This window comes from Planococcus sp. MB-3u-03 (assembly GCF_002833405.1).
Taxonomy (GTDB): domain Bacteria; phylum Bacillota; class Bacilli; order Bacillales_A; family Planococcaceae; genus Planococcus.
The window spans coordinates 1,703,723-1,727,507 of record NZ_CP025135.1 but is presented as its reverse complement, the minus strand read 5'-3'; the positions used below and the strand labels follow the sequence as shown (position 1 = coordinate 1,727,507).

At 50.3% G+C, this 23,785-nt stretch carries 22 protein-coding genes and 5 pseudogenes; 11 read left to right on the top strand and 16 right to left on the bottom strand.

From position 1 onward, the window contains the following. The first annotated feature begins 38 nt into the window (after positions 1–38). A complete protein-coding gene (locus CW734_RS09945; protein ID WP_101190350.1) occupies positions 39–407 on the top strand; it encodes a winged helix-turn-helix transcriptional regulator in 369 nt (122 codons plus the stop codon). Between the two features lie 717 nt (positions 408–1,124). Here the strand turns inward: CW734_RS09945 and CW734_RS09940 are convergent. Both CW734_RS09940 and CW734_RS09935 read right to left on the bottom strand, forming a co-directional pair. Next, positions 1,125–1,841, bottom strand: coding sequence for a DMT family transporter (locus CW734_RS09940; protein WP_332870984.1), 717 nt, complete (start codon positions 1,839–1,841; stop codon positions 1,125–1,127). Between the two features lie 213 nt (positions 1,842–2,054). Then, a complete protein-coding gene (locus CW734_RS09935; RefSeq protein ID WP_232787014.1) occupies positions 2,055–2,420 on the bottom strand; it encodes a VOC family protein in 366 nt (121 codons plus the stop codon). Positions 2,421–2,707: 287 nt separating this feature from the next. Between CW734_RS09935 and CW734_RS09930 the strand changes: the two genes are divergently transcribed. The 4 genes from CW734_RS09930 to CW734_RS09915 all read left to right on the top strand — a co-directional run bounded on the left by CW734_RS09930 (position 2,708) and on the right by CW734_RS09915 (position 5,629). After that, positions 2,708–3,967: a YeeE/YedE family protein gene (locus tag CW734_RS09930; protein ID WP_101190349.1), complete on the top strand. Its 1,260-nt coding sequence runs from the start codon at positions 2,708–2,710 to the stop codon at positions 3,965–3,967. A 255-nt stretch (positions 3,968–4,222) separates the two neighbouring features. Next, complete coding sequence (locus tag CW734_RS09925; RefSeq protein ID WP_101190348.1) at positions 4,223–5,008, top strand: AraC family transcriptional regulator; 786 nt, start codon at positions 4,223–4,225, stop codon at positions 5,006–5,008. Between the two features lie 37 nt (positions 5,009–5,045). Further along, complete coding sequence (locus CW734_RS09920) at positions 5,046–5,390, top strand: TVP38/TMEM64 family protein (RefSeq protein WP_101190347.1); 345 nt, start codon at positions 5,046–5,048, stop codon at positions 5,388–5,390. Next, positions 5,387–5,629 carry a TVP38/TMEM64 family protein gene (locus CW734_RS09915; protein WP_101190346.1) on the top strand — a complete coding sequence of 81 codons (243 nt, stop codon included), beginning with the start codon at positions 5,387–5,389 and terminating at the stop codon, positions 5,627–5,629. Before CW734_RS09920 ends, CW734_RS09915 begins: the two co-directional genes overlap by 4 nt. Before the next feature lie 4 nt (positions 5,630–5,633). Here the strand turns inward: CW734_RS09915 and CW734_RS09910 are convergent. The 5 genes and pseudogenes from CW734_RS09910 to CW734_RS09890 all read right to left on the bottom strand — a co-directional run bounded on the left by CW734_RS09910 (position 5,634) and on the right by CW734_RS09890 (position 13,077). Next, positions 5,634–7,229: pseudogene (locus tag CW734_RS09910) on the bottom strand (long-chain-fatty-acid--CoA ligase). Between the two features lie 200 nt (positions 7,230–7,429). Continuing rightward, positions 7,430–7,993: pseudogene (locus tag CW734_RS09905) on the bottom strand (GNAT family N-acetyltransferase). Between the two features lie 160 nt (positions 7,994–8,153). Beyond that, a complete protein-coding gene (gene parC, locus CW734_RS09900) occupies positions 8,154–10,580 on the bottom strand; it encodes a DNA topoisomerase IV subunit A (RefSeq protein WP_101190345.1) in 2,427 nt (808 codons plus the stop codon). Next, positions 10,577–12,547, bottom strand: coding sequence for a DNA topoisomerase IV subunit B (parE, locus tag CW734_RS09895; protein ID WP_101190344.1), 1,971 nt, complete (start codon positions 12,545–12,547; stop codon positions 10,577–10,579). Before parE ends, parC begins: the two co-directional genes overlap by 4 nt. 117 nt (positions 12,548–12,664) lie before the next feature. Next, positions 12,665–13,077: pseudogene (locus CW734_RS09890) on the bottom strand (CoA-binding protein). Between the two features lie 128 nt (positions 13,078–13,205). Here CW734_RS09890 and plsY point away from each other — a divergent pair. Both plsY and CW734_RS09880 read left to right on the top strand, forming a co-directional pair. Continuing rightward, a pseudogene (gene plsY / locus CW734_RS09885) lies at positions 13,206–13,790 on the top strand (glycerol-3-phosphate 1-O-acyltransferase PlsY). 43 nt (positions 13,791–13,833) lie between these two features. Continuing rightward, on the top strand, positions 13,834–14,178 hold the full coding sequence (locus CW734_RS09880; RefSeq protein WP_332870983.1) for a HesB/YadR/YfhF family protein: 345 nt from the start codon (positions 13,834–13,836) through the stop codon (positions 14,176–14,178). Here CW734_RS09880 and CW734_RS09875 read toward each other — a convergent pair. From CW734_RS09875 to CW734_RS09860, 4 genes and pseudogenes are all read right to left on the bottom strand, one after another. Continuing rightward, a complete protein-coding gene (locus tag CW734_RS09875) occupies positions 14,133–14,453 on the bottom strand; it encodes a hypothetical protein (RefSeq protein ID WP_101190343.1) in 321 nt (106 codons plus the stop codon). The genes CW734_RS09880 and CW734_RS09875 overlap by 46 nt on opposite strands. Then, positions 14,428–14,877: an acyl-CoA thioesterase gene (locus CW734_RS09870; RefSeq protein ID WP_101190342.1), complete on the bottom strand. Its 450-nt coding sequence runs from the start codon at positions 14,875–14,877 to the stop codon at positions 14,428–14,430. Before CW734_RS09870 ends, CW734_RS09875 begins: the two co-directional genes overlap by 26 nt. A 258-nt stretch (positions 14,878–15,135) precedes the next feature. Further along, positions 15,136–17,849 (bottom strand): annotated as a pseudogene (gene acnA, locus CW734_RS09865) (aconitate hydratase AcnA). Positions 17,850–17,979: 130 nt separating this feature from the next. Next, positions 17,980–18,483: a DinB family protein gene (locus tag CW734_RS09860; protein WP_101190341.1), complete on the bottom strand. Its 504-nt coding sequence runs from the start codon at positions 18,481–18,483 to the stop codon at positions 17,980–17,982. Positions 18,484–18,737: 254 nt separating this feature from the next. On the opposite strand from CW734_RS09860, the gene CW734_RS09855 reads away from it, so the two are divergent. The 3 genes from CW734_RS09855 to CW734_RS09845 all read left to right on the top strand — a co-directional run bounded on the left by CW734_RS09855 (position 18,738) and on the right by CW734_RS09845 (position 20,839). Continuing rightward, positions 18,738–19,607 (top strand): site-specific integrase, encoded by an 870-nt coding sequence (locus CW734_RS09855; RefSeq protein ID WP_101190340.1) that lies wholly within the window; start codon positions 18,738–18,740, stop codon positions 19,605–19,607. A gap of 342 nt (positions 19,608–19,949) precedes the next feature. After that, positions 19,950–20,480, top strand: a complete 531-nt coding sequence (locus CW734_RS09850; RefSeq protein WP_232787013.1) for a cysteine hydrolase family protein — start codon at positions 19,950–19,952, stop codon at positions 20,478–20,480. A 95-nt stretch (positions 20,481–20,575) separates the two neighbouring features. Then, a complete protein-coding gene (locus CW734_RS09845; protein ID WP_101190338.1) occupies positions 20,576–20,839 on the top strand; it encodes a GlsB/YeaQ/YmgE family stress response membrane protein in 264 nt (87 codons plus the stop codon). A 283-nt stretch (positions 20,840–21,122) separates the two neighbouring features. On the opposite strand, the gene CW734_RS09840 is transcribed toward CW734_RS09845, so the two are convergent. After that, positions 21,123–21,770, bottom strand: a complete 648-nt coding sequence (locus CW734_RS09840; protein WP_101190337.1) for a lytic transglycosylase domain-containing protein — start codon at positions 21,768–21,770, stop codon at positions 21,123–21,125. 148 nt (positions 21,771–21,918) lie between these two features. On the opposite strand from CW734_RS09840, the gene mscL reads away from it, so the two are divergent. After that, on the top strand, positions 21,919–22,308 hold the full coding sequence (gene mscL / locus CW734_RS09835) for a large conductance mechanosensitive channel protein MscL (RefSeq protein WP_101190336.1): 390 nt from the start codon (positions 21,919–21,921) through the stop codon (positions 22,306–22,308). A gap of 60 nt (positions 22,309–22,368) precedes the next feature. Here the strand turns inward: mscL and CW734_RS09830 are convergent, their stop codons facing one another. The 4 genes from CW734_RS09830 to CW734_RS09815 form a co-directional block, all read right to left on the bottom strand. Next, entirely contained in the window at positions 22,369–22,926 is a 558-nt protein-coding gene (locus tag CW734_RS09830; protein WP_101190335.1) for an SCO family protein, read from the bottom strand. 95 nt (positions 22,927–23,021) lie between these two features. Next, positions 23,022–23,138, bottom strand: a complete 117-nt coding sequence (locus CW734_RS09825) for a YvrJ family protein (RefSeq protein WP_232787262.1) — start codon at positions 23,136–23,138, stop codon at positions 23,022–23,024. Beyond that, positions 23,087–23,341, bottom strand: a complete 255-nt coding sequence (locus tag CW734_RS18945; protein ID WP_232787012.1) for a hypothetical protein — start codon at positions 23,339–23,341, stop codon at positions 23,087–23,089. The genes CW734_RS09825 and CW734_RS18945 overlap by 52 nt, the downstream gene beginning before the upstream one ends. Before the next feature lie 96 nt (positions 23,342–23,437). Next, entirely contained in the window at positions 23,438–23,656 is a 219-nt protein-coding gene (locus CW734_RS09815) for a DUF1659 domain-containing protein (RefSeq protein WP_058380731.1), read from the bottom strand. Between the last annotated feature and the right edge of the window lie 129 nt (positions 23,657–23,785).

Below are 23,785 nucleotides of genomic sequence, written 5' to 3'. Positions count from 1 at the left end.
CTGTAGGTACTTTTTAGTGCCTATTGGAGGGATAAAACATGGTGAAAAAATACAATATTTCAGTGGAAGCCACGTTGGAAGTAATCGGCGGCAAATGGAAAACGGTGATTCTCTGTCATTTGACGCACGGCACGAAACGGACGAGTGAATTGAAGCGCCTGATGCCGAACATCACGCAAAAGATGATGACACAGCAATTGCGTGAATTAGAAGCTGATGGCGTCATTAACCGAATCGTCTACAACCAAGTGCCGCCAAAAGTCGAATACGAACTAAGTGAATACGGCTGGAGCTTGCAAGGTATTTTGGATTCGTTGTGCCAGTGGGGTGAAATGCATATCGAGAAAGTGCACGGTGATAAATTCGATGTGCTGGAAGAAGGAATCTTAAACGACCATTTGAAATGAACACCAGCCGGTCTACAGAAAGGCAGCGCTTGGGTGATGGGGACCGGCTGAATGTTCTTTAATAGGCTTTTAAATTTTAGTTTACATAATATAAATTATAGGAAGTTGTGTTTCATTTAATAAGTATACTCATGACAGTGAGACGAAAACCGAGATTTTCAGTGAAACCGGCTGTTTTCCATTCGCCGAGCGATTCGTTTGTTTTAGTGATTTTATCGGTTTTATCTAAGAACGCTGCGTTCTTTAAAATAATATGCGAATTTAAAACCCAAACCGGTTCAGCTGTTGATCAGCCGTTCCGATTTGGGTTTAATTGATTGTCAGCTTCTCAAAAATCAATTCGACTCGTAAGTCGTCAGCCTGCTGATGAATCCGTGGTTCATTTATGTATCGCTGTATTTCCGTAATCATTCAGTGTCTTTTGGTTCCGTCGGTTTTCAGTTGCCGTAAACCGCTCCGGCTGGCTCCTAGCTGTAGTTTAGATTTGGTTGCTGCCTGTTATCAATCCACAACATTCTTTATTCACTTAAATCCGCCATCATATTCCTTCATATGGCTTTTCCAGGAATTGCCGCTTCCTGCCGCTTTTCGGGCCAATTCACCAAGAAAATGCCTGTAAAGATCAACGCGCCCCAATAATCAGCGACACCCCGACTTGCTCCCTAAAACGAGCCATCCTGAGATGACACCAAAAATGGCGCCAGGAATAAAAGGCACTCACTTTCCCGGGATTGCCGTTTTGCAGCAGGAAAACCAAATCGCAAACTGGATGATCGACGCCGGAATCGCCAGCCAGAAAATGATGAAGAGCGATTCTGTATTGATGGCCAGTCGCTGGGTTTCCAATAAGCTGCTTGCCATCAGCAAAATCAAGCCGCCAAACAGCATTTGATACGCCGTCAGCACCCATGTATCAAGCTGAATGCCCCAATGCTTAATCAATAAGGTGCCGATTGCCCAGGACACGGCACTGCCGAAACCGAATAACGTGCCGACTTCCAAGTTCACTTGGCTGCCCATCGTAATGAAGACGCCGAAAAACCCGAGCAGCACCCCTCCCCATTGAATGATGCGGTAGCGGATGCCGAGTGCGACAGTGCCGAAAATCACCACCAATAAAGGATTGGTGAATGTCAAAATGGCGGATTCCCCGGCCGTGATCGTCCGCAGGCTCAGAAAAATGCAGCCCATGACACCAGCGGTCTGGAAAAAGCCGATGATGAGGATATGCAGCCATTCGGAACGCTGCAGTGGATGCTTGCGCTTGAACAGTTTGACGAATATGGCCATCAAGATGCCTGCAATCGTGAAACGGATCCCGACCAACAGCAGCGGCGAGACGTGTTCGAGGCCGATTTTGCCGACCGCGAACGAAGACCCCATCAAACTGGTGGTGATGATGACGAGAAACGCGAAAAGGAATTTATTGTTCACAGTACACCCGCTCCTAGCTGCATGAAAAGATTCATCCAGAAATAGTCAAAACCTTTGATCTATTCATCTATCGTACCGCAATTCCGCTCCATGTGCCTCCCTATCGTTGAAATCTGCCATTATTCATTCCAGGCGAAAGTCCATGCCACAGAAAAAAACCGGAAGCGCCTCCTGATGTGCGCTTCCGGTTTTACATTATATTAAGAAAACGGATTAAACATCCATCACCAAAAAGTTCCAGCGATGCCCATCCACATCTGAAAACCCCGCTCCGTACATGCCGTTTCGTTCACCCGGAGGCGCAAAGACGGTGCCGCCTGCCTGTTCGATGCGGAACATGAAGTTATCGACTTCTTCGCGGGTTTTTGCGGATAACGAAAACAAGACCTCTGAGCCGATCGATGTATCCGCGATCGCTTGCTGCGTAAAAGCTTCAAAGCTTTCTTCAGGAAACAGCATCACGTAGAGGTGCTGGCCCTCTAAATAAAATGCCGCCTGCTGGGCATTGCTGGCATCCGCTTTGGGGAGCAAAAAACCGGCTTGCTCATAAAAGGCTTGAGCTGCCTGCAAATCCTTCACCGGCAAATTGATTCATAATCGATTGTCCATGGTACTTCACCTCGCTTTCGTTCCTAAAACCACCATCTACCGGACCATTGAATACTATCTATTGAGTGTCTTCACATTTTTCTCCAGAACCAACTAGCAGCAGTCCGCAGACGTATTATCCTTCTATTCCCCGGCCCTTCTTCTACAAACCTTCTCAATTCCCTGCTAGATGCAAGCCGCTCCGTTGACTTTCCCGAAACGCTCCTTTAATATAATGTTTTATTCCCTACTATATCACTCAGAAAAGGATGTTTTACATGACAACTAGCACACGGGTCCAACCCGTCAATGAAGTAAACGATCCCGTCTACCGGGACACCACCGCCTTGAACGCACCGCAGAAATCCTTGATTGCCGGGGGCATCGCGGTAGCGGCGTTATTGACGGTGTATTTACTCGCCACGCAGCATATCGCACAAACCGTGCTGCTTGGCATCGGGCTGTTGCTCGGTTATACCTTATTCCATGCACGGTTCGGCTTTACCTCGGCGTTCCGCCGCTTCGTGTCGGTCGGCAATGGCCAGGCGATGCGCTCGCATATGCTCATGCTAGCGGTTGCCGTAACCTTGTTCGCGCCGATACTGGCGTATGGTTATTCGTTCTTCGGAACCGGGGTATCAGGTTACGTTTCCCCGGTCGGCGTGAGCTTAGTGGTCGGTGCGTTCATTTTTGGCATCGGCATGCAACTCGGCGGCGGCTGTGCTTCCGGTACGCTGTATGCGATCGGCGGCGGACGTTCGGTCATGTTCATCACGCTCTTGTTCTTTATTATCGGAACGACGATCGGCGCGTATCATCTGCCGTTTTGGACAGAAGATTTACCGGCTTTTGAACCGGTGTCACTGGCCACCTCGACCGGTCTTGGCTACGGCGGTGCGTGGCTCGTCTCGATCGCATTGTTTGGGCTCATCGCTTGGATTACCTTGATCATCGAGAAAAAGAAACGCGCACCGAAAATGGCGCCGCTTCCGACCACTACGGGATGGAAACGCATTTTCCGCGGTTCATGGCCGTTGTTCGCTGCAGCGATCGCACTCGCTGTATTGAACGCATTGACATTGATGACGCGTGGAACGCCTTGGGGCATCACGTCGGCGTTCGCATTATGGGGCTCGAAAATTGCTGAATTCTTCGGTGTAGACGTTGCAAGCTGGGGCTACTGGCAAGGGGCGAACGCAGCAATGCTTGAATCATCCATTTTCGCAGACTCCACGACCGTGTTGAACTTCGGGGTCATCCTCGGCGCCTTTCTCGCATCAGCGGCTGGCGGCTTGTTCAAGTTCACCAAAATCACGATGGGCAATTTCTGGGCATCCGTTGTCGGCGGCTTGTTGATGGGCTACGGAGCGCGTCTCGCGTTCGGCTGCAACATCGGCGCGTATTTCGGCGGCATCGCCTCGTTTAGCCTGCACGGCTATATCTGGGGCATTCTCGCACTCGCCGGTACGTTCTTCGCACTTTACTTGCGGCCTTTGTTTGGCCTGTCTGTCCCGAAATCCAACGATTCGGTTTGCTGAACATTCACGATCCGTTTTTAAAAGAGGTTTCCGCTCATCGGAAGCCTCTTTTTTTATGGGCATGCAGCGAAACGGGACGCAATATGACTCGCTTTTTTTTTTAGAAAATGGGCCAGTCTGTTAAATGAAATTCGCCCGGATTACCAATTCTTGCGGTTCATGCAGCGGATTTTGGTATTTCCCCCGAAAATTTTCCGTTCTTTTTCTTGTTTCTTGCTATAATAAACATATTCTTTCCCTGAAAGTTGGCTGAACATGACCCGTGATTTTGAATTGCATGCTATTGAATCGAAGACCGTCGCGACCGGACAGTCCGTGCATATCCCGCTCCACCGCCACCAGCAACTGGCAGAATGGCTATGGGTGGAGTCAGGTGAACTCGAACTCACCGCAAACGCTCAATGCCTAACCCTCGGGACAGGAGCACTCGCGCTGATTCCTCCTGGCCAATGGCATGCACTGTCTTTTTCTTCTAATGGTGAACAGCGCTATCAAAGACTGCTAGTTACGCATCCCCTTGAGTCAGTAAATGACACGATCTGTTTCACTTATCCTACTCACCCTGCTTTTCTCACATCCGTCTTGGACGAACTGGGCCGTGAACTGCAACAAGTGTGCCCTGCCTCGTCAAGACCAGTGCAGCTTTTGCTGAACTGGTTGTATGCTGCAGCCAAACCACCAAGCGCCCCGGTTCAAACGGTGGCTTCTTCCAAAACGGCACGCACCTTGCACCAAATGGAAGAAACCTGCCATTTACCCTTTTCACTTGAATCCATCGCTGCCGCTTCCGGACTCAGCAAATTCCATTTCAGCCGCCATTTCAAGGAGTCGGTCGGCCAGACACCGCTGCAATTTGTCATCAGCTGCCGCATGGAGCGCGCCATGCAGCTGCTCCTGGCTTCAGAGCAATCGGTTTCGGACATTGCCGGGCTCTGCGGCTATAAGAGCGCGACGCAGTTTCACGCTGCTTTTACACGCCATAGCGGCAGCACGCCGAAACGATTTCGCGAGCAGCAGCAAAACCTCGAGGCCAAACGATGAGACCCTCTTTCTTGCCCGTAAATGAGGTGACGCGCTAATGGATTGGCTTCTCCGCTTTTTGGAATTCGTCTTGTTGTTGATCGGTAATATCGCCATCGGCACGCTTGGGTTCATCCCGAGCATTCTCATCACCCCGGTCAACCTCGACCGCTTCGGATTAATCGGCGGCAGCGCATTGTCCATCAGCGGGGAAATCATCGGCGCGCTGTTTGGATTTTGGCTGTACCGCTACGGGACGAAACATATCCCAGTTGCGTGGCAACAGAGTTCGTGGTTCCGGTTTTCCGCAATCAACCCCCTGCAAGCGTATGGTGGGCGGTGTTATCGCTGCGCATCTTGCCGTTTGTCCCATCAGGCGCCGTCACGGCAGGCGCTGCCTTGACCCGCATTTCCGCGCTGGCGTTCTTTTGGGCCAGTTCGATCGGGAAACTGCCGGCGATGGCCATTGAAATCGCGGTCGCTTTTGGGCTGGTTTTGTGGCTGCCGCGCTCCGTCTTGTATAGCGTACTCGGCATGTGCTTGGTCATCTTGTTGTTAATTGCGATGATTCGCAAACGCAGCCGGAAAAGAATGCGCCCCATTAAAAAGCGAGAGCCCCCGTTGAGGAGTTCTCGCTTTTGAATCCCTAATTGACTTTCTTGCCGCCGCCCCAATACATTTCACGCAATTGGAACTTCTGCAGCTTGCCGGTTGCGGTCTTCGGCAAGGATTCCACGAAGTCGACCGATTTCGGCACTTTGAAGCGCGACATGTTGTCGCGTGTATAGTCGAAATTTCCTGCTCGGTCACTTCCGCTCCCTTGTGCAGCACAATGATCGCTTTTGGCACTTCTCCCCATTTCTCATCCGGTACGGCAATGACCGCCACTTCTGCGATCGCCGGATGCTTATAGAGCACGCCTTCGATTTCAGTGGAGGAGATGTTTTCACCGCCCGAGATGATCATGTCTTTTGATGCGGTCCTGGATTTCGATAAATCCGTCCGGATGCGTCACAGCGAGGTCGCCGGTATAGAACCAGCCATCGCGGATCGCTTCCGCGGTTTTCTCAGGATCTTTGTAATAGCCCGCCATGACGACATTGCCGCGGGTGATGATTTCCCCGAGCTCCTTGCCGTTCCAGGCGACTTCTTTTCCGTCTCCCTGATTGACGACTTTCGTTTCGCCGTTAAAGGCCAGTTCAATGCCTTGGCGCGCCTTGATGCTCGCTTGCTGGTCAGCATCCAGCGCATCGAATTCGTTTTTCCATTCGCAATACAAAATGAATGGCGAAGTCTCGGTCAGCCCGTAAACGTGCATCATGTTGAGGCCGAGCGTTTGTTGGGCCTTGGCGATGAGTGCCGCAGCAGGCGGCGCACCGGCCGTGCCCATACGGATTTTGGTCTTCAATTCAATGGTTTTTGCCTTCGGTTCATTGACCAGCATATTGACGACTGTCGGCGCGCCGCACAGTGAGGTGATGCCGTGGCTCTCAAACAGATCAAGGATGAGCGGCGGGTCGACTTTGCGCAAGCACACATGCGTTGCCCCAGCTGCGGTGATCGCCCAGACACCGCCCCATCCGTTCGTGTGGAACATCGGCAAGGTATGCAAATAAACATCGTCGAACTTAATCTCCAAATGATGCAGGAAGTTCGCGCCGTTCAAATAATTCGTCCGGTGCGTCTGCATGACGCCTTTCGGATTCGAGGTCGTGCCGCTCGTGTAATTGAGCGACAGCATCTGGTTCTCGTCGAGTTCGACGATTGGCAATTGCTCGTCGTCAGTGACCGCTCCGATAAATTCCTCGTAGCCAATGCCCGTAAGGCTTGTCTCATGCCCTTCAGCCGGCACGATGATGTAGTTCTCGATCGGCAAGTCGCCTTGGATTTCTTCGATGAACTTGGCGTATTCCGCATCGACGATCAGCATTTTCGCGTCGCTGTGCTTGATGATATAACCCAAGTCTTTGGCCGATAGCCGGTAATTGAGCGGCACGATGACCGCCCCGAGCGGCGGGATGCCATAGAACGCTTCGAGCATGTAATGGGTATTCGGCAACATCACGGCGACATGGTCTTTTTCCTTGACGCCTGCATTATGTAGGGCAATTCCCAACTGGTCGGAGCGGCGGGCAAACTCCTTGTACGTGAAACGCTTGTCTCCGTCGATCACGGCTACTTTCTCCGGGTAATACTTGACCGCGCGTCGTTTCCAGTCCAGCGGTGTCAATGGTACGATCATTTCGAAAACCCCTCTCGTGTCTCTTGTGTCCAACTGTTATATATCAAGTATAGAAAGGCAAACACGGGCTGTCAACGGAAGTTTCGGAATTGAAGGAAAAATCAAATAATATAGTTTGTGTGTTATAGCACAATTACATTCACTACAAGGGAATCAATTTCCCATCAGCTACTGATGAATTCAAAAGGAGCGGCAGGTATTCAAAACGGCGTGTCTTGTTGCGTCGTGCTGTAATCCTGTTTCAACAATGCCAAATAATCAATATCTTCATTAGCGCCGTCCATGAAAAACTCCTGTTTAAAACGGCCTTCAAACGCCATGCCCGCCTTCTCGAGCACCCGCCTGGACGCAGGATTGCGCACGAGGCAGCGGCCGAACACGCGGTTCAGGCCGTGTTCGGTGAAGGCCTGTTCCAGCACTTTTCGGCACGCTTCTGTCGCATAGCCCTGCCCCTACTCGGCGGGATCGATGAAATAGCCGATTTCTCCGGAGTGATGGGCTTTTGACACCGCGATCAATCCGCAATTGCCAATATAGCGGGCGGGCTGGCCTTTCGTGTAGACCGCGTATTCAAAGGCGTGGCCGATGTCAAAGCTTTTCTGGACATAGTCGAGCCACCTTTCGAGTTGTTTTCTCGGATACGGATGCGGAATCATCAGCATCGTATCGGCAATTTCGCGTTTTTGAACCACGGCGTAAACGCTATCCGCCATGTCCGCTTGATAAGGCTTCAACCACAGCCGTTCGGTTTCCAGTATCGTCATATACACGCCTCCTGTTTGATGCTTCATATTGGCTTGAATGCTGGCAAAAAGAATGTATTCAATACGCTATTCAGTGATCATTCTGGCGATTTTCCCAATGAATAGATGAATATATAACAAAAAGACGTTGAATGATTTATTCATTCAACGTCTTTTCAAACTATTCAGTAACGGGCACTAAGTAAGCTGCCGTGACGGCGCCGTCTGTTGCTTCGTCTATGATAAACGACCCGTTGGAATAACGGTCGACCGCTTTCAGGCGGCCTGGCGCAATCGGGATGCGCAAGCCTTTGGCCGTTTCGAGCAGAATCTCTTCTTTTCCTGTCGTGCCGATGACAGCAACCACACGGTGGGGATTGGATTTCAATTCCCGCAGCATGATGACGCCGCGTTTGGCACGGCTGCCGCTTTCGAATTCCGTTAGTTTCATCTTTTTGGCGGCTCCGCGCTGTGTGGCGAGCACAAGATCTGGCTGCTGTTCCGCGTCGATCATGACCGCAGACACCGCTTCGTCGCCTTCTTTCAAGTTCAAGCCTTTAACACCGGCAGTCCGCAGCCCTGTTACGGGCACTTCTTCGAGTGGGAAACGAACGCCGTACGCCATTTTCGTGGCCAGGAACAATTCGGTTTCGTTCGTCACGAGCCCTGCGAAGATCATGTCGTCGCCTTTTTTCAAGTTCATCGTCTTGATGGCGCGTGAATAGCGCTGCACCTGGTAGTCTTTCAGCGCCGAACGCTTCACTTGGCCGAATTTGGAGACGGTCAAAATGGTCGCATCCTGTTCAAAATCTTCGAACGGGAATACCGCGAGCACCGATTCGTTGGAATCCAATGTGACGATGCTCGACAAATGCTGGCCGAGGTCTTTCCATTTGATGTCCGGCAGTTCATTGACGGGCTGGAACACGAAATTCCCACCGGTCGTGAAGATCAAGACGGTATGCTGCGTATTGAGATTGCCTTCGAACAATAGATGATCGCTGTCTTTCATGGCGAAATCCTTGCCGTTCGAGGCCGCATGGGAGCGGGTGCTCGTCCGTTTGACGTAGCCTTCTTTCGTCACGGTGACGATGACTTCTTCGCTTGGAATCATGATTTCACGCGTAATGGTCAATTCTTCGATCTTTTCCTCGATTTCGGAGCGTCTCGGCTCGGCAAATTTCTTGCGAATTGCCTGCAATTCCTTTTTGATGAGGTTTTTCAATTTTGTCGCGCTCGTCAAGATGCCAGTCAGCTCTGCAATCAATTTGCGCAAGCTTTCCTCTTCTTTTTCGAGCTCGGTGATATCGGTATTCGTCAGTCGATAAAGCTGCAAGGAGACAATCGCTTCTGCCTGCGCTTCCGAAAACTCGAATTTCGCGATCAAATTGTTTTTCGCATCGCGTTTGTCTTTGGACGCACGGATCGTTTTGATCACTTTATCGAGGATGGATAACGCTTTGATCAAGCCTTCGACGATGTGCATGCGATCGCTCGCTTTTTGCAGGTCGAATTCCGAGCGTTTCGTCACGACTTCTTTTTGGTGTTCGATATAGGCATCGAGCATCGTCGGCAAGGTCATCATCGTCGGGCGGCGGTGATGGATTGCCACCATATTGAAGTTATAGCTGATTTGCAGGTCGGTGTTTTTGTACAAATAGTTCAAGATGCCGGCTGCCTGCACTTCTTTTTTCAATTCGATGACGATGCGAAGACCCGTGCGGTCGGATTCATCGCGCACTTCGGAAATGCCGTCGAGTTTGCGGTCGAAGCGGTGGTCATCAATTTTCTTGATAAGGCTCGCTTTGTTCACCTCGAACGGGATTTCCGTAATGACGATCTGTTCTTTGCCGCCCTTGAGCGGTTCAATGGCCGCTTTCGAACGGACGACGATTTTGCCGCGTCCCGTTTCATAGGCTTTTTTGATGCCTTCGACGCCTTGGATGATGCCGCCGGTCGGGAAATCCGGGCCTTTGATGACGGTCATCAATTCATCGATTGTCGCATCCGGCTTGTCGATGCGCATGAGGACAGCATCGAGTGCTTCGTGCAGCGCATGCGGCGGGATGTCGGTTGCATACCCAGCAGAGATCCCAGTCGAGCCGTTGACGAGCAAGTTCGGGAAACGCGCCGGGAGGACGGTCGGTTCGACGTCCACATCGTCGAAGTTCGGGATGAATTCGACGGTGCGTTTTTCGATGTCTCTTAACAATTCGCCGGAAATCGCGGAAAGCCGGGCTTCCGTGTAACGCATCGCGGCCGGGGAATCCCCGTCCATCGAGCCGTTGTTGCCGTGCATTTCCACGAGCATGTGGCGGATTTTCCAGTCCTGGCTGAGCCGCACCATCGCTTCGTAAACGGAGCTATCGCCGTGCGGATGATAGTTGCCGATGACGTTCCCGACCGTCTTGGCGGATTTCCGGAACGCTTTGTCGTTGGTATTACCTTCGTGGTGCATGGCATAGAGGATGCGGCGCTGTACCGGTTTGAGCCCGTCGCGGGCATCCGGCAGCGCGCGGTCCTGAATGATGTATTTACTATAGCGGCCAAACCGATCGCCGATGACTTCTTCTAAGGGCAGATCTTGGAAACGTTCGGTTTGTGTCATACGAGTTCCTCCTCAGCGTGAATCAAATCATTTTCTAGAATATTGCTGTCGTCTTCCAAACCGAAGTCGACATTGTTTTCGATCCATTTGCGGCGCGGTTCGACTTTATCGCCCATCAAAGTCGTGATGCGGCGTTCGGCGCGCGCGCCGTCTTCGATCGTCACACGGATCAAGGTGCGCGATTCCGGGTTCATCGTCGTCTCCCACAATTGGTCGGCGTTCATTTCCCCGAGACCTTTATAGCGCTGGAGCATATAGCCTTTGCCGATTTTTTTGATCGACTCGTCAAGATCCGCTTCGGTCCAGGCGTAATCGACGACTTCTTTTTTGCCGACGCCTTTGGACACTTTATAGAGCGGCGGCAGCGCGATAAATACTTTACCCGCTTCGATGAGCGGCTTCATGTAGCGGTAGAAGAAGGTCAACAGCAGCACTTGGATATGCGCGCCGTCGGTATCGGCATCGGTCATGATGATGACTTTGTTGTAAGCGATGTCGTCTACGGAGAAGTCGGAAGACACGCCGCCGCCGATCGCGTGGATGATGGTGGCGATTTCTTCGTTTTTCATGATTTCTTCCAGTTTCGCTTTTTCGGTATTGACGACTTTTCCGCGCAGCGGCAAGATCGCCTGGAATGTCCGGTCGCGGCCTTGCTTGGCCGAACCGCCGGCCGAGTCGCCCTCGACTAGGTACAATTCGTTCTTTTTGGCGTTGCGCGACTGCGCCGGCGTCAATTTGCCGGACAATAAAGTATCGGACTTCTTGCGTTTTTTGCCATTTCGGGCATCTTCCCGCGCTTTTCGTGCGGCGAGACGCGCCTGAGACGCCCGTATTGCTTTGCGGACGAGTGATGCACTGTGTTCGGCGTTCTCCTCGAGGAAATACATCAATTGCTGGGAGATCACCGCATCAACGGCACCGCGGGCTTCGCTTGTGCCGAGTTTGCTTTTTGTCTGTCCTTCAAATTGCAGCAAAGCTTCCGGGATGCGCACCGAGACGATGGCCGCTAAGCCTTCGCGGATGTCGGAGCCTTCGAGATTTTTGTCTTTATCTTTCAATAAATTGATTTTGCGTGCGTAATCGTTGAATACACGGGTCATGGCCGCTTTTGCGCCGGTTTCGTGCGTCCCGCCGTCTCGTGTGCGGACGTTGTTGACGAACGACAGGATCGTTTCGGAATAGCCGTCGTTGAACTGGAAAGCAAATTCGACTTCGAGGCTGTCGCTCTGGCCTTCCATATACGCCACTTTGTGGAGCACGTCTTTTTCTTCGTTCAAGTATTCGACGAAGGCTTTGATACCGGTTTCATAAAAGAAGCTCTCGCCGGTTTGGCTGCGCTCATCGATCAACTCGATGTTCATGCCTTTCATGAGGAACGCGGATTCACGCAAGCGTTCGCTCAGCGTGTCGTAATTGTATTTGGATACGCTAAAGATGCTTTCGTCCGGCAGAAAGTGAATCAAGGTGCCCGATTCTTTCGTTTTGCCGATCTCTTCCAAAGTTGTTACGGGTTTGCCGCCGTTTTCAAAACGCTGGCGGTATTTGCGCCCGTCGCGGTGGATCGTCACTTCCAAAAAACTCGACAAGGCATTGACGACAGATGCGCCGACGCCGTGAAGCCCGCCGCTCGTCTTGTAGCCGCCCTGGCCGAATTTCCCGCCGGCATGGAGCACCGTCAAAATGACTTCCGGTGTCGGTTTGCCGCTTCTGTGCATTCCGGTGGGCATGCCGCGGCCATAATCGCGCACGCTGATGCTATTGTCTTCGTGAATGGTCACCGTGATGCGGTCGCCAAATCCCGCAAGCGCTTCATCGACGGAATTGTCGACGATTTCGTAGACCAAGTGGTGAAGCCCGCGGGCATCGGTCGAACCGATGTACATCCCTGGGCGTTTGCGTACAGCATCCAGCCCTTCTAGAACTTGGATCGCTTCTTCGTTGTATGCATTGCTGTTCGTTTTTGCCATCTATTTCCCTCCAACAAACATTTGTTCGTATACTGTCTTCTTTTAATCGTATGCCATTCTAGGCGTTCCTGTCAATGTTCATAGAAAAAGAGCGCTAGGCGCCCTTCGTGAAAGCTGCTATTTCAGGATGGCATGTTCGACTTTGATGCAGCGGTCCATGATGACCGTATAGCCGGCGCCCTGGAGGCGATTGAAGACCTCTTCATCGACGACGTTCAGCTGCGTCCAGAACACCGGGGCTTCGATTTTGAGAAAATCTTCTGCAATGGCCGGCAAAAATTCGCTGCGGCGGAATACATTGACGATGTCGACCGGTTCCGGAATGTCCGTAAGCGTCGCGTAGCTTTTCTCCCCAGCACTTCATCCGCCATCGGATTGACCGGGATGATGCGGTAGCCGGCATCTTGCATCGCTTTGGATACCATATAAGAGGTTCTCATCGGATTCGGGCTCAAGCCCACCACCGCAATGGTTTTAGCCGTGTCGAGCACTTCTTTGATTTCTGTGCGGTCTGGATTCTTCAACAAAATCACCTGTCCTTTTAGTCTATCATACATGAAACGGGGCCGTTTGTTGAATAATCCGTCATCTATTGTTTCTGTCTCTTCGGTCATGGTAAACTGTAGAAAGAAAACAGTGTACGTCAAAGGAGTCAATCATGGACATTTTGCTTCCGGTAATTATCGCTTATTTACTCGGATCCATCCCTTCAGCGCTATGGATCGGAAAACTTTTACAATACGGACATTCGGACGAAGGGCAGCGGCAATTTAGGGGCGACCAACACATTCCGCGTGCTCGGCCCGAAAGCCGGATTTGTCGTCACCATCCTGGATATTTTAAAGGCACCGCCGCGACGCTGTTGCCGCTCGTGATGGTCACTGATGTTCACCCGCTTATTCTGGGCGTCATCGCGGTCATCGGCCATATGTTTCCGGTGTTCGCGCTTTAAAGGCGGCAAAGCCGTTGCCACATCCGGCGGGATCCTGCTCGGCTATCAATGGCCCCTATTTTTACTCGCCGTGGCGGTCTTGTTGATTGCGTTGAAGATCACCAAGATGGTATCCTTGTCGTCAATCATCTTGGCTGTCGTCTCGGTTATCTATACGATCATCTACACGATCAATACCGGTGATTACCTGTTCATGGCTGTCATTTTACACTGGCCACGTTCATCATTTACCGGCATCGCGCGAACATCGCGAGAATCCGCGCAGGCACCGAACCGAAGATCAAGTGGTAGAACCCGAAAGGACGTGTATACATGGAGATCCATTTGAGCAAAGATGCACGAGATTGGTTCCATAACGAAATGGAAGTCGAGTCTGGGGAAGCGGTGCGGTTTTTCGTCCGCTTACGGAGGCGCCGGCCTACAGCCGGGCTTTTCACTTGGTGTCACGAAAGACAGCCCTTACGAAGCGGTGGTCCGCCTCGAAGAAGGGGACGTGCTGTACTTTATTGAAGAAGCCGACCAGTGGTATTTCGATGAACACGACCTGCACGTCACTGTGGACGATGCATTAGGTGAATTAAGTTATTCATACGAACCAAAGAAGCATGACGCCAAATGGCGTCATGCTTCTTTTTATTCAAATTTATTCACTTTCATTTTGGTTAATCTATTCAGTTGATCCAAGCGGCCTTCTGCCTCCAGGATTTCGGCCTGTCTGTCGCCGAATAAGTCGAAATGCGGGTAGTCATTGCGCAAATCCAGCCATTCACGCTGCAAGCCGTAGCGGCTGCCCCAATCAGCGAGTTTGTCGATATCGCTGCAGCCCACTTTCGTTACCGTGTTGCAGCCAGGGAATCGATGATCCACCCAGTAATGGGTAAGAAAGGAAATATGGCCGTCTTGCACATCCTGTTTCCAGCGTTCTAATTCAGGTCGTCGGATTCCGAACGCCATCTGCTGCCCCCCTCACCACTTCCTTGTATTTTGCATCCCATTCAGGTGCCACTTTGGCTAGCGGAACTGGGCGGAAGTTGTCTTTTTTCACCACGACATGCTCTGATGTCGCTTTAGCGGCCAGTGTGCCATCTTCGTGGAGCACTTCGTAGCCGTATGTGGTCCGCAAGCGGCCGTGAGACTCCACCCAGGTCTTGACGCGTGCTTTCTGCCCGTAGCGCAGCGCTGCTTTGTATTGGATGGAGATATCCGTCACCGGAGACAAGAACCCTTGCGATTCCATCCCGGCGTACGTAAACCCGAGATCCTCGATCAATTGGGTACGCCCGAGTTCGAGCCAGATCAAGTAATTGGCGTGATAGACGACGCCCATCTGATCCGTTTCCGCGTAGCGGATTTCAATTTCTTTCTCGCTTATGTACATTTTCCTTCACCTCTCCTCTAGTATACAGGACATGTCTCGGGATCAAAAAGCACAATGCCCTGAAATCATCCTCGTGGAACAAAGCTCATCGCCCGTTTGCAGAAAGTACGCGGATAAGCAAGCTCTCTTGCTCACTTCTGGCTCTCCCTGCCGTCTTTTTACAGAAACGCGTGGCAATTATTGTTGGTCGTCAAATACTGTTCGATGTGTTGCTGTCCAAAATAAAAAGGCCGCCCGAAGGCAGCCTTTTTATTTTTTTTATGCTTCTAGCAATTTGTTGCGGAGCACCATTTGCAGGATGCCGCCGTGACGGAAGTAGTCGACTTCCACTTCAGAATCGAAGCGTGCGAGGACTTTGAATTCCGTTACTTTGCCATCTTCAGCAGTAGCTGTAACCGTCAGTACGTCGCGCGGTTTCACATCGTCGGACAAGTTGACGCTGATTGTTTCGTGGCCTGTAAGACCAAGGGAATCAGCGCTTTCGCCGTTGACGAATTGAAGCGGCAAGACGCCCATCATCACAAGGTTCGAACGGTGGATACGCTCATAGCTTTCCGCAATGACTGTTTTGACGCCTAGAAGGAATGTTCCTTTAGCAGCCCAGTCACGGGAAGAGCCCATGCCGTAATCTTTACCGGCTAGAACCACAAGGCCAGTGCCTTGCTGTTGATACTTCATGCATGCATCGTAGATCGGCATAACTTCGCCAGTCGGCCAGAATGTCGTGAAGCCGCCAGTAGTGCCTGGTGCGACTTGGTTACGGATGCGGATGTTCGCAAACGTACCACGCATCATGACTTCGTGGTTACCGCGACGGGAGCCGTAGGAGTTGAAATTACGCGGCTCAACGCCGTTTTCACGCAAGTACAATCCAGCTGGTGTATCTTTGCCGATCGCGCCTGCCGGTGAAATATGGTCCGTCGTGATCGAGTCAGCGAATTTCGCCATGACACGAAGGCCGGATAGCGGCTGGATCGGTGCCGGTTCTTTCGACATGCCTGTGAAGAACGGCGGGTTTTGGATATACGTAGAGTTGTCATCGAATGCATACAATGAATCATCGTTTGTTTCGATTGCATTCCACTCTGCGTTCTCAGTGAAGACATGCTCGTATTCTTTACGGAACAATTCAGGCGTTACCGTGTTGTGCACGACGTCTTTCACTTCTTCAGTTGAAGGCCAGATGTCTTTGAAGAATACATCATTACCGTCTTGGTCTTGCCCGATTGGGTCAACTTCAAAGTCGATATCCACTGTACCGGCAAGTGCATAAGCCACAACAAGCATCGGGGATGCCAAGTAGTTTGCTTTTACAAGCGGGTGGATGCGTCCTTCAAAGTTACGGTTACCGGACAATACGGATGAAACGAGCAAGTCGTTTTCAACGATCGCTTCTTCGATTTCAGGAAGGAGCGGGCCGGAGTTACCGATACATGTTGTACAGCCGTAACCGACCAAGTTGAAGCCGATTTGGTTCATGTAGTCAAGAAGGCCAGAATCGCTCAAATAGCCTGTAACGACTTTCGAACCTGGTGCCAATGACGTTTTCACGTATGGCGGCGGCGTCAAGCCTTTTTCAACTGCTTTTTTCGCAACTAAGCCAGCACCGAGCATCACGTACGGGTTGGACGTGTTTGTGCAAGATGTAATTGCAGCAATCGCCAAAGCGCCAGTATTCATTTCAGCTGTTTTGCCGTCGTTGAATTTTACGGTCGCTGTTTTGTTGATTTCGTTTTGATCCAACGCGAAGCCGTGAGGGCCTTCTGCAGCTGTAATTGCCGTGTTGAATTCTTTTTTCATTTGCGACAATGGAATCAAATCTTGCGGGCGTTTCGGGCCGGACAAGTTCGGTTCGATCGTCGTCAAGTCGATTTCGACAAGGTCCGTGTAAATCGGATCTTCGTTGTCGACTGTGAAGAACATGTCGTTTGCTTTTAAGTATTCTTTAGTGACAGCGATTTGCTCTTCAGTACGAGCAGTCAAACGCATGTAAGTCAGTGCTTCTTCATCCACTGGGAAGAATCCGCAAGTTGCGCCGTATTCAGGTGCCATGTTGGCGATCGTCGCACGGTCTGCAAGCGGCAATGTCGTAACGCCAGGCCCAAAGAACTCGACAAATTTGCCGACTACGCCTTTTTTACGCAAAGTTTCAGTGACTTTAAGTGCCAAATCCGTCGCAGTTGCGCCGTTTGGCAGTTCGCCAGTCATTTTCACGCCGATAACTTCAGGAATCGGGAAGTATGAAGGCTGTCCGAGCATGCCTGCTTCCGCTTCGATTCCGCCGACGCCCCATCCAAGTACGCCGATCCCGTTGATCATTGTCGTATGGGAGTCCGTACCGACAAGTGTATCCGGGAAGGCTTCGAATGTGCCGTCTTCATTTGGGATGGCGTGGACAACATTCGCCAAGTACTCAAGGTTTACTTGGTGAACGATACCTGTTGCTGGTGGAACCGCACGGTAGTTGTCGTAAGCTTTTGAGCCCAGTTAAGGAATTGGTAACGCTCTGCATTGCGTTCGAACTCAAGTTCCATGTTCGCGCGCAGTGCATCTTCAGTGCCGTAACGGTCAACTTGCACCGAGTGGTCAATGACCAAATCAACTGGAATTTCCGGGTTGATCTTGTCCGGGTCGCCGCCCATTTCAGCCATTGCTGAACGAAGCGCCGCCAAGTCGACAACTACCGGTACGCCGGTGAAGTCTTGAAGGATGACACGGGAAGGTTTGAATGGAACTTCCGCTTCTTTGTTCGCGTCTTTGCCCCATTTTGCTAGTTCTTCTACATGTTCGTCTTTGATGACATATCCGTCGTGCTGACGCAATACGGATTCCAATAGTACTTTTACAGAGTACGGAAGGCGAGATACTTTCGCGATCCCCGCTTCTTCGAGTGCAGCGAGACGATAATAATTATACGTCTTGCCGTTGAGCTCGAACGACGTGCGGCTGTTGTGCAAACTGCTCTTTGCCATAATCGTGTTCCTCCTTTAAATCTTCTGAAAAGGCGTGTTACCGCGTCTTTTCTCCTCTTCCATCATACCGAAACAACATGCATAAGTAAATTACATTAAAATTATACATTCCGATAAGTTTTTCTAATGACTATTTCTTTTTCTCATCGATTTTTCTTAAGGTCTCTTCCAGTTGAATTAGATGACGTTTCTCATGATAGCCGATAAATGGAAACCATTGAACAAGCGGCACGTCGCCAAAAACAGGATGCGGCATGGAGTTGTTCTGGAGCGTCTCTTCGTCTGTATGCGTGTAGACTTCATACAGGCGATTTCTTGATTCATTCAACTTCTCTTTCATTTCCTTTAAGGTAAAAAATTTCTCTTCAGGCACCGTATGATTTGGCGCGTCAACTTTCACTTTGCGGCTGACCGATAATTGGATCGGTTTCTTCATGGCTTTCTTGCGTTCGTTTTTCTTCGCTGTCTTTGCAACGCCTGCTGTAATCGCCTCCTCCATTTTAAGGAGATGATCCAAAATCTGCATGGCAGACCATTCGCCTTCCGATGGTTTTTCATTCAGCGCATTGTCATCGAATGATTCGACTTTCTTCAAGATGGTATGGCGTATTCTTGCGTTTTCTTCGTTTTGCAATTACTGCACCTCATTTCTAATTCCCATTATCTTTCTTTATACCCGCTTTGTCGATTATCATTCGTTTTTTCACTTCCATTTCGAACTCCTTGTGGGCTGCTTTTGATTTTTTTGTAATACCCTTAAGTAGTTTGTTACTTATGAATGAATAAAGAGCTTTTTCAGTCATTCCCTTGCTGGACAAGGGAAAGTACGTTCTATTTCATCCGAAAACTGGTACAATGAATAAAACCTAGTTAGAGAGGTGAATGTCCATGCCATACGGTTATGAAAAATACAGATTGGATAACGGCATCAGCCCGAACACGGTTATCCATGAAGTCCAATTGATCCGCGCGCTTTTTGCCTTTTTGCGAAAGACCTATAAAAAATCGGTGGAGCCCCACGAAATCCGACCTTCCGACATTCAGCAATTCCTATTGGAGCAAAAAGAAGCCGGCATCAAAGACAGCACCTTGAATCGCAAATTGATCTACATCCGTCGCTGGTTCGATTATATGTGGCAGATCGGCAAAATCCCGAATGATTTCATGCCGAAATTCAAATTGAACCATAAGCTTGATTTAAAACCCCACGACATCGAAGTCGATTACGGGCATCTTTTGGAAAAGAAACCGGACGTGTTGAAGTCCGCTAAACTGCCACTCAATGCCAAGCTGCTTTACGTCTTCTACTTGAGAGGCTTGCGCCTTCGCGATATGGTGACAATCGATATCGATAATTTCCTGAATGACGCAGACGGCCTCCACCTGGACGTCGAAAAGAAAGACGGTTATCATTGCACGCTGCATTTCGATGAACACGAAGAAGCAGTGATGGAGCAAGGGATCGAACGGGCGAAAACGCGCGGCACATCCTTCCTGCTATCGTCGAAAGTGAAAGACCAATTTACCAATTTTCAGATGGGCTCCCTATCCGACTATACGGAAGCACTCTCCGAATTTGTCGGCGCCCCGATGCGTTCGGGTGATATCCGCTTCGCCTATGTCCACCATTTGTATGCGGTCGAACACAAGAATCTGGAGGAGATCCAGGAAATCCTCGGCGTCTCCCTCGAATCCGCTTCCCGCATGCTGAAGGATTCGCTCGTGCGCATGAAACGCCAAGCCCATCCACCCGCATAAAAATCCACCCGTTCCATTAGGAACGGGTGGATTTTTATGGATCCGTTTTAATTGTCGGGTGATGCCCTTCCGTTCGTCCGTCTGTTAGGCAAGAAAACCGAAATCGAGCGCGAAGCTGAAAATGATGAGTGTGGATGACCCGTAAACCATAGTCCCTGTTTATTGAGTTTTCCAAGTTTTCATATTCCATGGAGCACACCCTCTTCTTTTATTTATTATAGTTAGTTTTCAGAATATTGGCAAGATATTTAACTGCGACTGCCCTGCACTTTTCGCATCCGTTAACAGTGCGTGTGGAAAGGGTATACTAGAAAAACAGGAGGCGATTCAAATGAAAAAGCATTGCTGGTAGTAGATTATACGGTGGACTTTGTCGCACAAGACGGTGCGTTGACATGCGGCGCACCCGGACAGGAAATCGAGGAGGCACTTTGCTTCATCACGGAGCAATTTCTCGAAAACGACGATTTTGTGGTCATGCCTGTTGATTTGCACGAGGAAAAAGATCCCTATCACCCCGAAACCAAGCTCTTCCCGCCCCACAACATCAAAGGAACGGATGGCCGCAAATTATACGGCCGTCTACAGGAAGTTTACGACCGCCATCAAGAGGACATCGTCTGGATGGATAAAACCCGCTATAGTGCGTTCGCTGGTACACGCCTTGAACTGATGCTGCGGGAACGCAGTATCGAAGAAGTCCATATCATCGGTGTCTGCACGGACATCTGCGTATTGCATACGGCGATTGACGCCTATAATGAAGGATTCCAAATCGTCATTCACGAATCAGCTGTTGCAAGCTTCGATGATGCCGGCCACCGCTATGCCATGCGGCACTTTGAAACTATTTTAGGCGCCCAAATACGATAATTTTTACTGTTCCATGTTTTAAAAGTCCTGAATGTGGTTATACCTAGAGTGTAGCACTTATAACAATAAAACACTTAGAAGGAGCTGGAAAAAACATGGGAATCATTTTATATCTAATCATGGGCGGTATCATCGGTTGGTTGGCCGGCCTAATCCTCGGGAAAGACATTCCTGGCGGCATCATCGGTAACATCATTGCAGGTATCATCGGTGCATGGCTAGGCGGCATGCTCTTAGGAGACATGGGACCAGTCATCTGGGACGTAGCAATCATCCCGGCATTGATCGGCGCATTGATCTTCGTCTTCGTTCTTAGCTTGATCCTTGGATCAATGAACAAAGGACGCAAACGCGCATAATAAAAAAAGAGTGGACTTCGGTCCACTCTTTTTTTTATCGAAAAAGTTAAGAAGGCGAATCCTCCGAAGCTTATCGCTCGCTTTCCGTGGGGCGGGAATCGAGCCTCCTCATTCGCTACGCTCACTGCGGGGTCTCTCAAACCCGCTAGTCCCACAGGAGTCGAGCGAACGCTTCTCCAAATATTTATAAATGTAGAGAAGCAATCATCGTTCTAATTTATAGCGTTTCATAGAATTCTTCAACAATTTGAAAAAAAGAGTGGACTCCGGTCCGCTCTTTTTTTTATGAATTATTATATTGTTCTTCAAAACGCCCGTAATAATGAAGGATGTCTTCCACGTATTCATCGCTATGGTTGTAGCGGTAAATCGCCCGCTCCAAATCCCCTTCTGCCGCACCGTTTTGCGCCAGATAATTGGCGGCGCTGTGGAGGGCATCTTCCAGGTCATACGGGTCGGCTACGCCGTCGCCGTCGGCATCCACCCCGTATCCCCCGTATTTCGCGATGACTTCCGGGTCGGTCTTGTCCGCTTCCGGTATTTCACCTTGCCCCTGTCCAGAACAGGTCGGGTGGCTCCAGCCCACGAACGTGCAGGGCATGAACTGCATATGCCCTTCTGCCCCGACCGGCGACAACAACGGATCCATCGTCGAGAATTTCGTTTCAATTCGGTGGTGTGCGGCCAATAATGTCCAAGGAATTTCGTAACGGTCTGCCGCTTCCTGGTAGAGCGTAATATTATCTTCCGGAAACGGCACTTCAAATACGCGGTCCTGCCCTTTTTGCACCGTTTCCTTCACTGTATCGCCGTAATAGGAATACGCCACCACCGCGACAAGCGTGAAAGCTACGATCGCCGCAGGAAATAGCATCAATAAAAAGAGGAACCTCAAAAGAAGCGAAGGTTTTTTTCGTTTTTTCTGTTTCATATGTTCACACCTATAGTTTCATTTGCCTCAGTTTACCATAGCCCGCAGGTCTTTGCCCATTTGCTGAAAGTTTTTAGAGGCCGGTGCAGGAGAAATTTTAGTTGAAGAGAATATGTATAATGACAACTGCAGAAAGGAGGAACAGCCTATGTGGGAAGATTTCAAGAAATTCGCCTTGAAAGGCAATGTGCTGGACTTGGCGATTGCGGTAGTCATCGGTGCGGCGTTCGGGAAGATTGTCACTTCGCTTGTCGAAGACATCATCATGCCGGCCGTGGGGATTCTGCTTGGCGGATTCAGTGTCGAGGATTGGACTTATACTTTTAATGGGGCAGAACTCCGCTATGGCGCATTCACGCAATCAGTCATCGACTTTTTCATCATTGCGTTCTCCATTTTCCTGGTGATCCGCTTGTTCACGCGCATGAAGCGCAAAAAAGATGTGCCGGCTGAGGAAGAACCGGAAGTGCTCGACAAGAAAGAAGAACTATTGATCGAAATCCGCGACCTTCTGTCAAAAGAAAAAACCGGCCAATGACCGGTTCTCCCCTGAGCTGCCGAAGCGATTCGGCAGCTTTTCATTTTGTTCATTCTGGCTTCACTGCGCCAATTCCTGCATGTCTTCGATGATTTCCGCTGTCGGCACATTCTCAAAGCCGTCATAATTGCCGACGACTTCCCCTTGCTGATCGACCAGGTAAAAAGAAGTGCCATGGATGACCTGGTCGCTGTTCGGGTCGTTCTTGACCAGGGATTTGAAATTCTCCGTGGCAAACTCCGCAATCTCATCCTGTGAATAACCGGTCAGCAAATGCCATTTGCTTTCATCCGGAATCGGGTAATGCGACAAGTATTCCTGCATTTTTTCCGGCGTGTCCTCTTTCGGGTCTACGCTGAAAGCGATAATCTTGTAATCACTCAAGCCCTTTGCTTCCATTTCCTTCTGCAAATCGGCCATATTGAACGTCATCGGCGGGCACACCGTCTCACAATTCGTGAAGACAAATGTCGCCAGCCAAGGCGTCCCTTCCAATTGCTGTTTGCTTACTTGTTCGCCGCGGTGGTCGGTGTAATTGAAATCTTCGACCGCATCCGCGCCGCATGCTGCGAGAAACAGCATCAGCGCCGACAGCAGCACCGCCCATTTCCACTTCATATGATTGCCCCCACTCTCGTAACTGCCTATATCATAGCCGAACAAAGGCTTGAAAACAATCCGGGTTCCCGCTTCAGAAATCACAACTTTGTGAATTACGGCGTCTTCATCATAATGAGCGCGTCATGGATCGCGACAAGCTTACCTTCCACGCGGTGCATCAGGTAAAACGAAACGAATATCGGAAATCCGAGTTCCTGTATCCATTGCATCCACTCCTGCATCCCAGCGCCTCCTTTCTTTCTAAAAAGCCTTCCCGCATTTGCGGAAGGCCCTGTTCATTAAACTTCGTATTCGACGACAGTGCGTTCGACGACGCGTGCGCCTTTAGCGAGCGCAAACGGCGATCCGCCGACTTCAAAATGTTCTGGTCGACGATCGTCTGCATGCCGGTGATGATTTCCTGCGCCGTCAAATCTTCGCGCGGCTCATCAACCGTTAAGGTGACCGCTTTGTTCGCGGCCGTTTCAAAATCAATTCCAGTGTTTTCGCCATGTTTCCACTCCCCTCATTATTGGTAGATGCTTGAACCGGAGATTTTCTCCAATTCCATAAGCGGTTTCGTGCCGAATGTCTCCAACACTTGCGCTGCCTGGAAAATCCCATCGGCAGTAGCCGCTTCCGCCACGTTCTGATACGCTTTCACTTTGCGCTTCAAGCGCCCTTGCTCGTCAAGCCCGTTATCGAACGTCAAGCGCATGCTCGCGTTCTTAAAATCGCTGAATGCCATATTGCTCACCCCTTTCATTCGCTATATAGACATAAACGCGAAAAAGGATACATTTCAGGTGAATTTTTCGTGGGCTTCTATAATGGTATAGAGAATGATTGAGGTGAGATGAAGTGGAATTAGAAGGCT

Excerpts from the sequence above, each read along its gene's own strand:
- CW734_RS09825 (WP_232787262.1), bottom strand. The coding sequence starts at position 23,138 with ATGCAATGGATACAGGAACTCGGATTTCCGATATTCGTTTCGTTTTAC.
- parE (WP_101190344.1), bottom strand. The coding sequence starts at position 12,547 with ATGGCAAAAACGAACAGCAATGCATACAACGAAGAAGCGATCCAAGTT.
- CW734_RS09855 (WP_101190340.1), top strand. The coding sequence starts at position 18,738 with ATGCCATACGGTTATGAAAAATACAGATTGGATAACGGCATCAGCCCG.
- CW734_RS09815 (WP_058380731.1), bottom strand. The coding sequence starts at position 23,656 with ATGGCATTCAGCGATTTTAAGAACGCGAGCATGCGCTTGACGTTCGAT.
- CW734_RS09930 (WP_101190349.1), top strand. The coding sequence starts at position 2,708 with ATGACAACTAGCACACGGGTCCAACCCGTCAATGAAGTAAACGATCCC.
- CW734_RS09840 (WP_101190337.1), bottom strand. The coding sequence starts at position 21,770 with ATGAAACAGAAAAAACGAAAAAAACCTTCGCTTCTTTTGAGGTTCCTC.
- CW734_RS09875 (WP_101190343.1), bottom strand. The coding sequence starts at position 14,453 with ATGGCGTTCGGAATCCGACGACCTGAATTAGAACGCTGGAAACAGGAT.
- CW734_RS09925 (WP_101190348.1), top strand. The coding sequence starts at position 4,223 with ATGACCCGTGATTTTGAATTGCATGCTATTGAATCGAAGACCGTCGCG.
- CW734_RS09845 (WP_101190338.1), top strand. The coding sequence starts at position 20,576 with ATGGGAATCATTTTATATCTAATCATGGGCGGTATCATCGGTTGGTTG.
- parC (WP_101190345.1), bottom strand. The coding sequence starts at position 10,580 with ATGACACAAACCGAACGTTTCCAAGATCTGCCCTTAGAAGAAGTCATC.
- CW734_RS09945 (WP_101190350.1), top strand. The coding sequence starts at position 39 with ATGGTGAAAAAATACAATATTTCAGTGGAAGCCACGTTGGAAGTAATC.
- CW734_RS09920 (WP_101190347.1), top strand. The coding sequence starts at position 5,046 with ATGGATTGGCTTCTCCGCTTTTTGGAATTCGTCTTGTTGTTGATCGGT.
- CW734_RS09870 (WP_101190342.1), bottom strand. The coding sequence starts at position 14,877 with ATGTACATAAGCGAGAAAGAAATTGAAATCCGCTACGCGGAAACGGAT.
- CW734_RS09830 (WP_101190335.1), bottom strand. The coding sequence starts at position 22,926 with ATGAAGTGGAAATGGGCGGTGCTGCTGTCGGCGCTGATGCTGTTTCTC.
- mscL (WP_101190336.1), top strand. The coding sequence starts at position 21,919 with ATGTGGGAAGATTTCAAGAAATTCGCCTTGAAAGGCAATGTGCTGGAC.
- CW734_RS09880 (WP_332870983.1), top strand. The coding sequence starts at position 13,834 with ATGCACGAGATTGGTTCCATAACGAAATGGAAGTCGAGTCTGGGGAAG.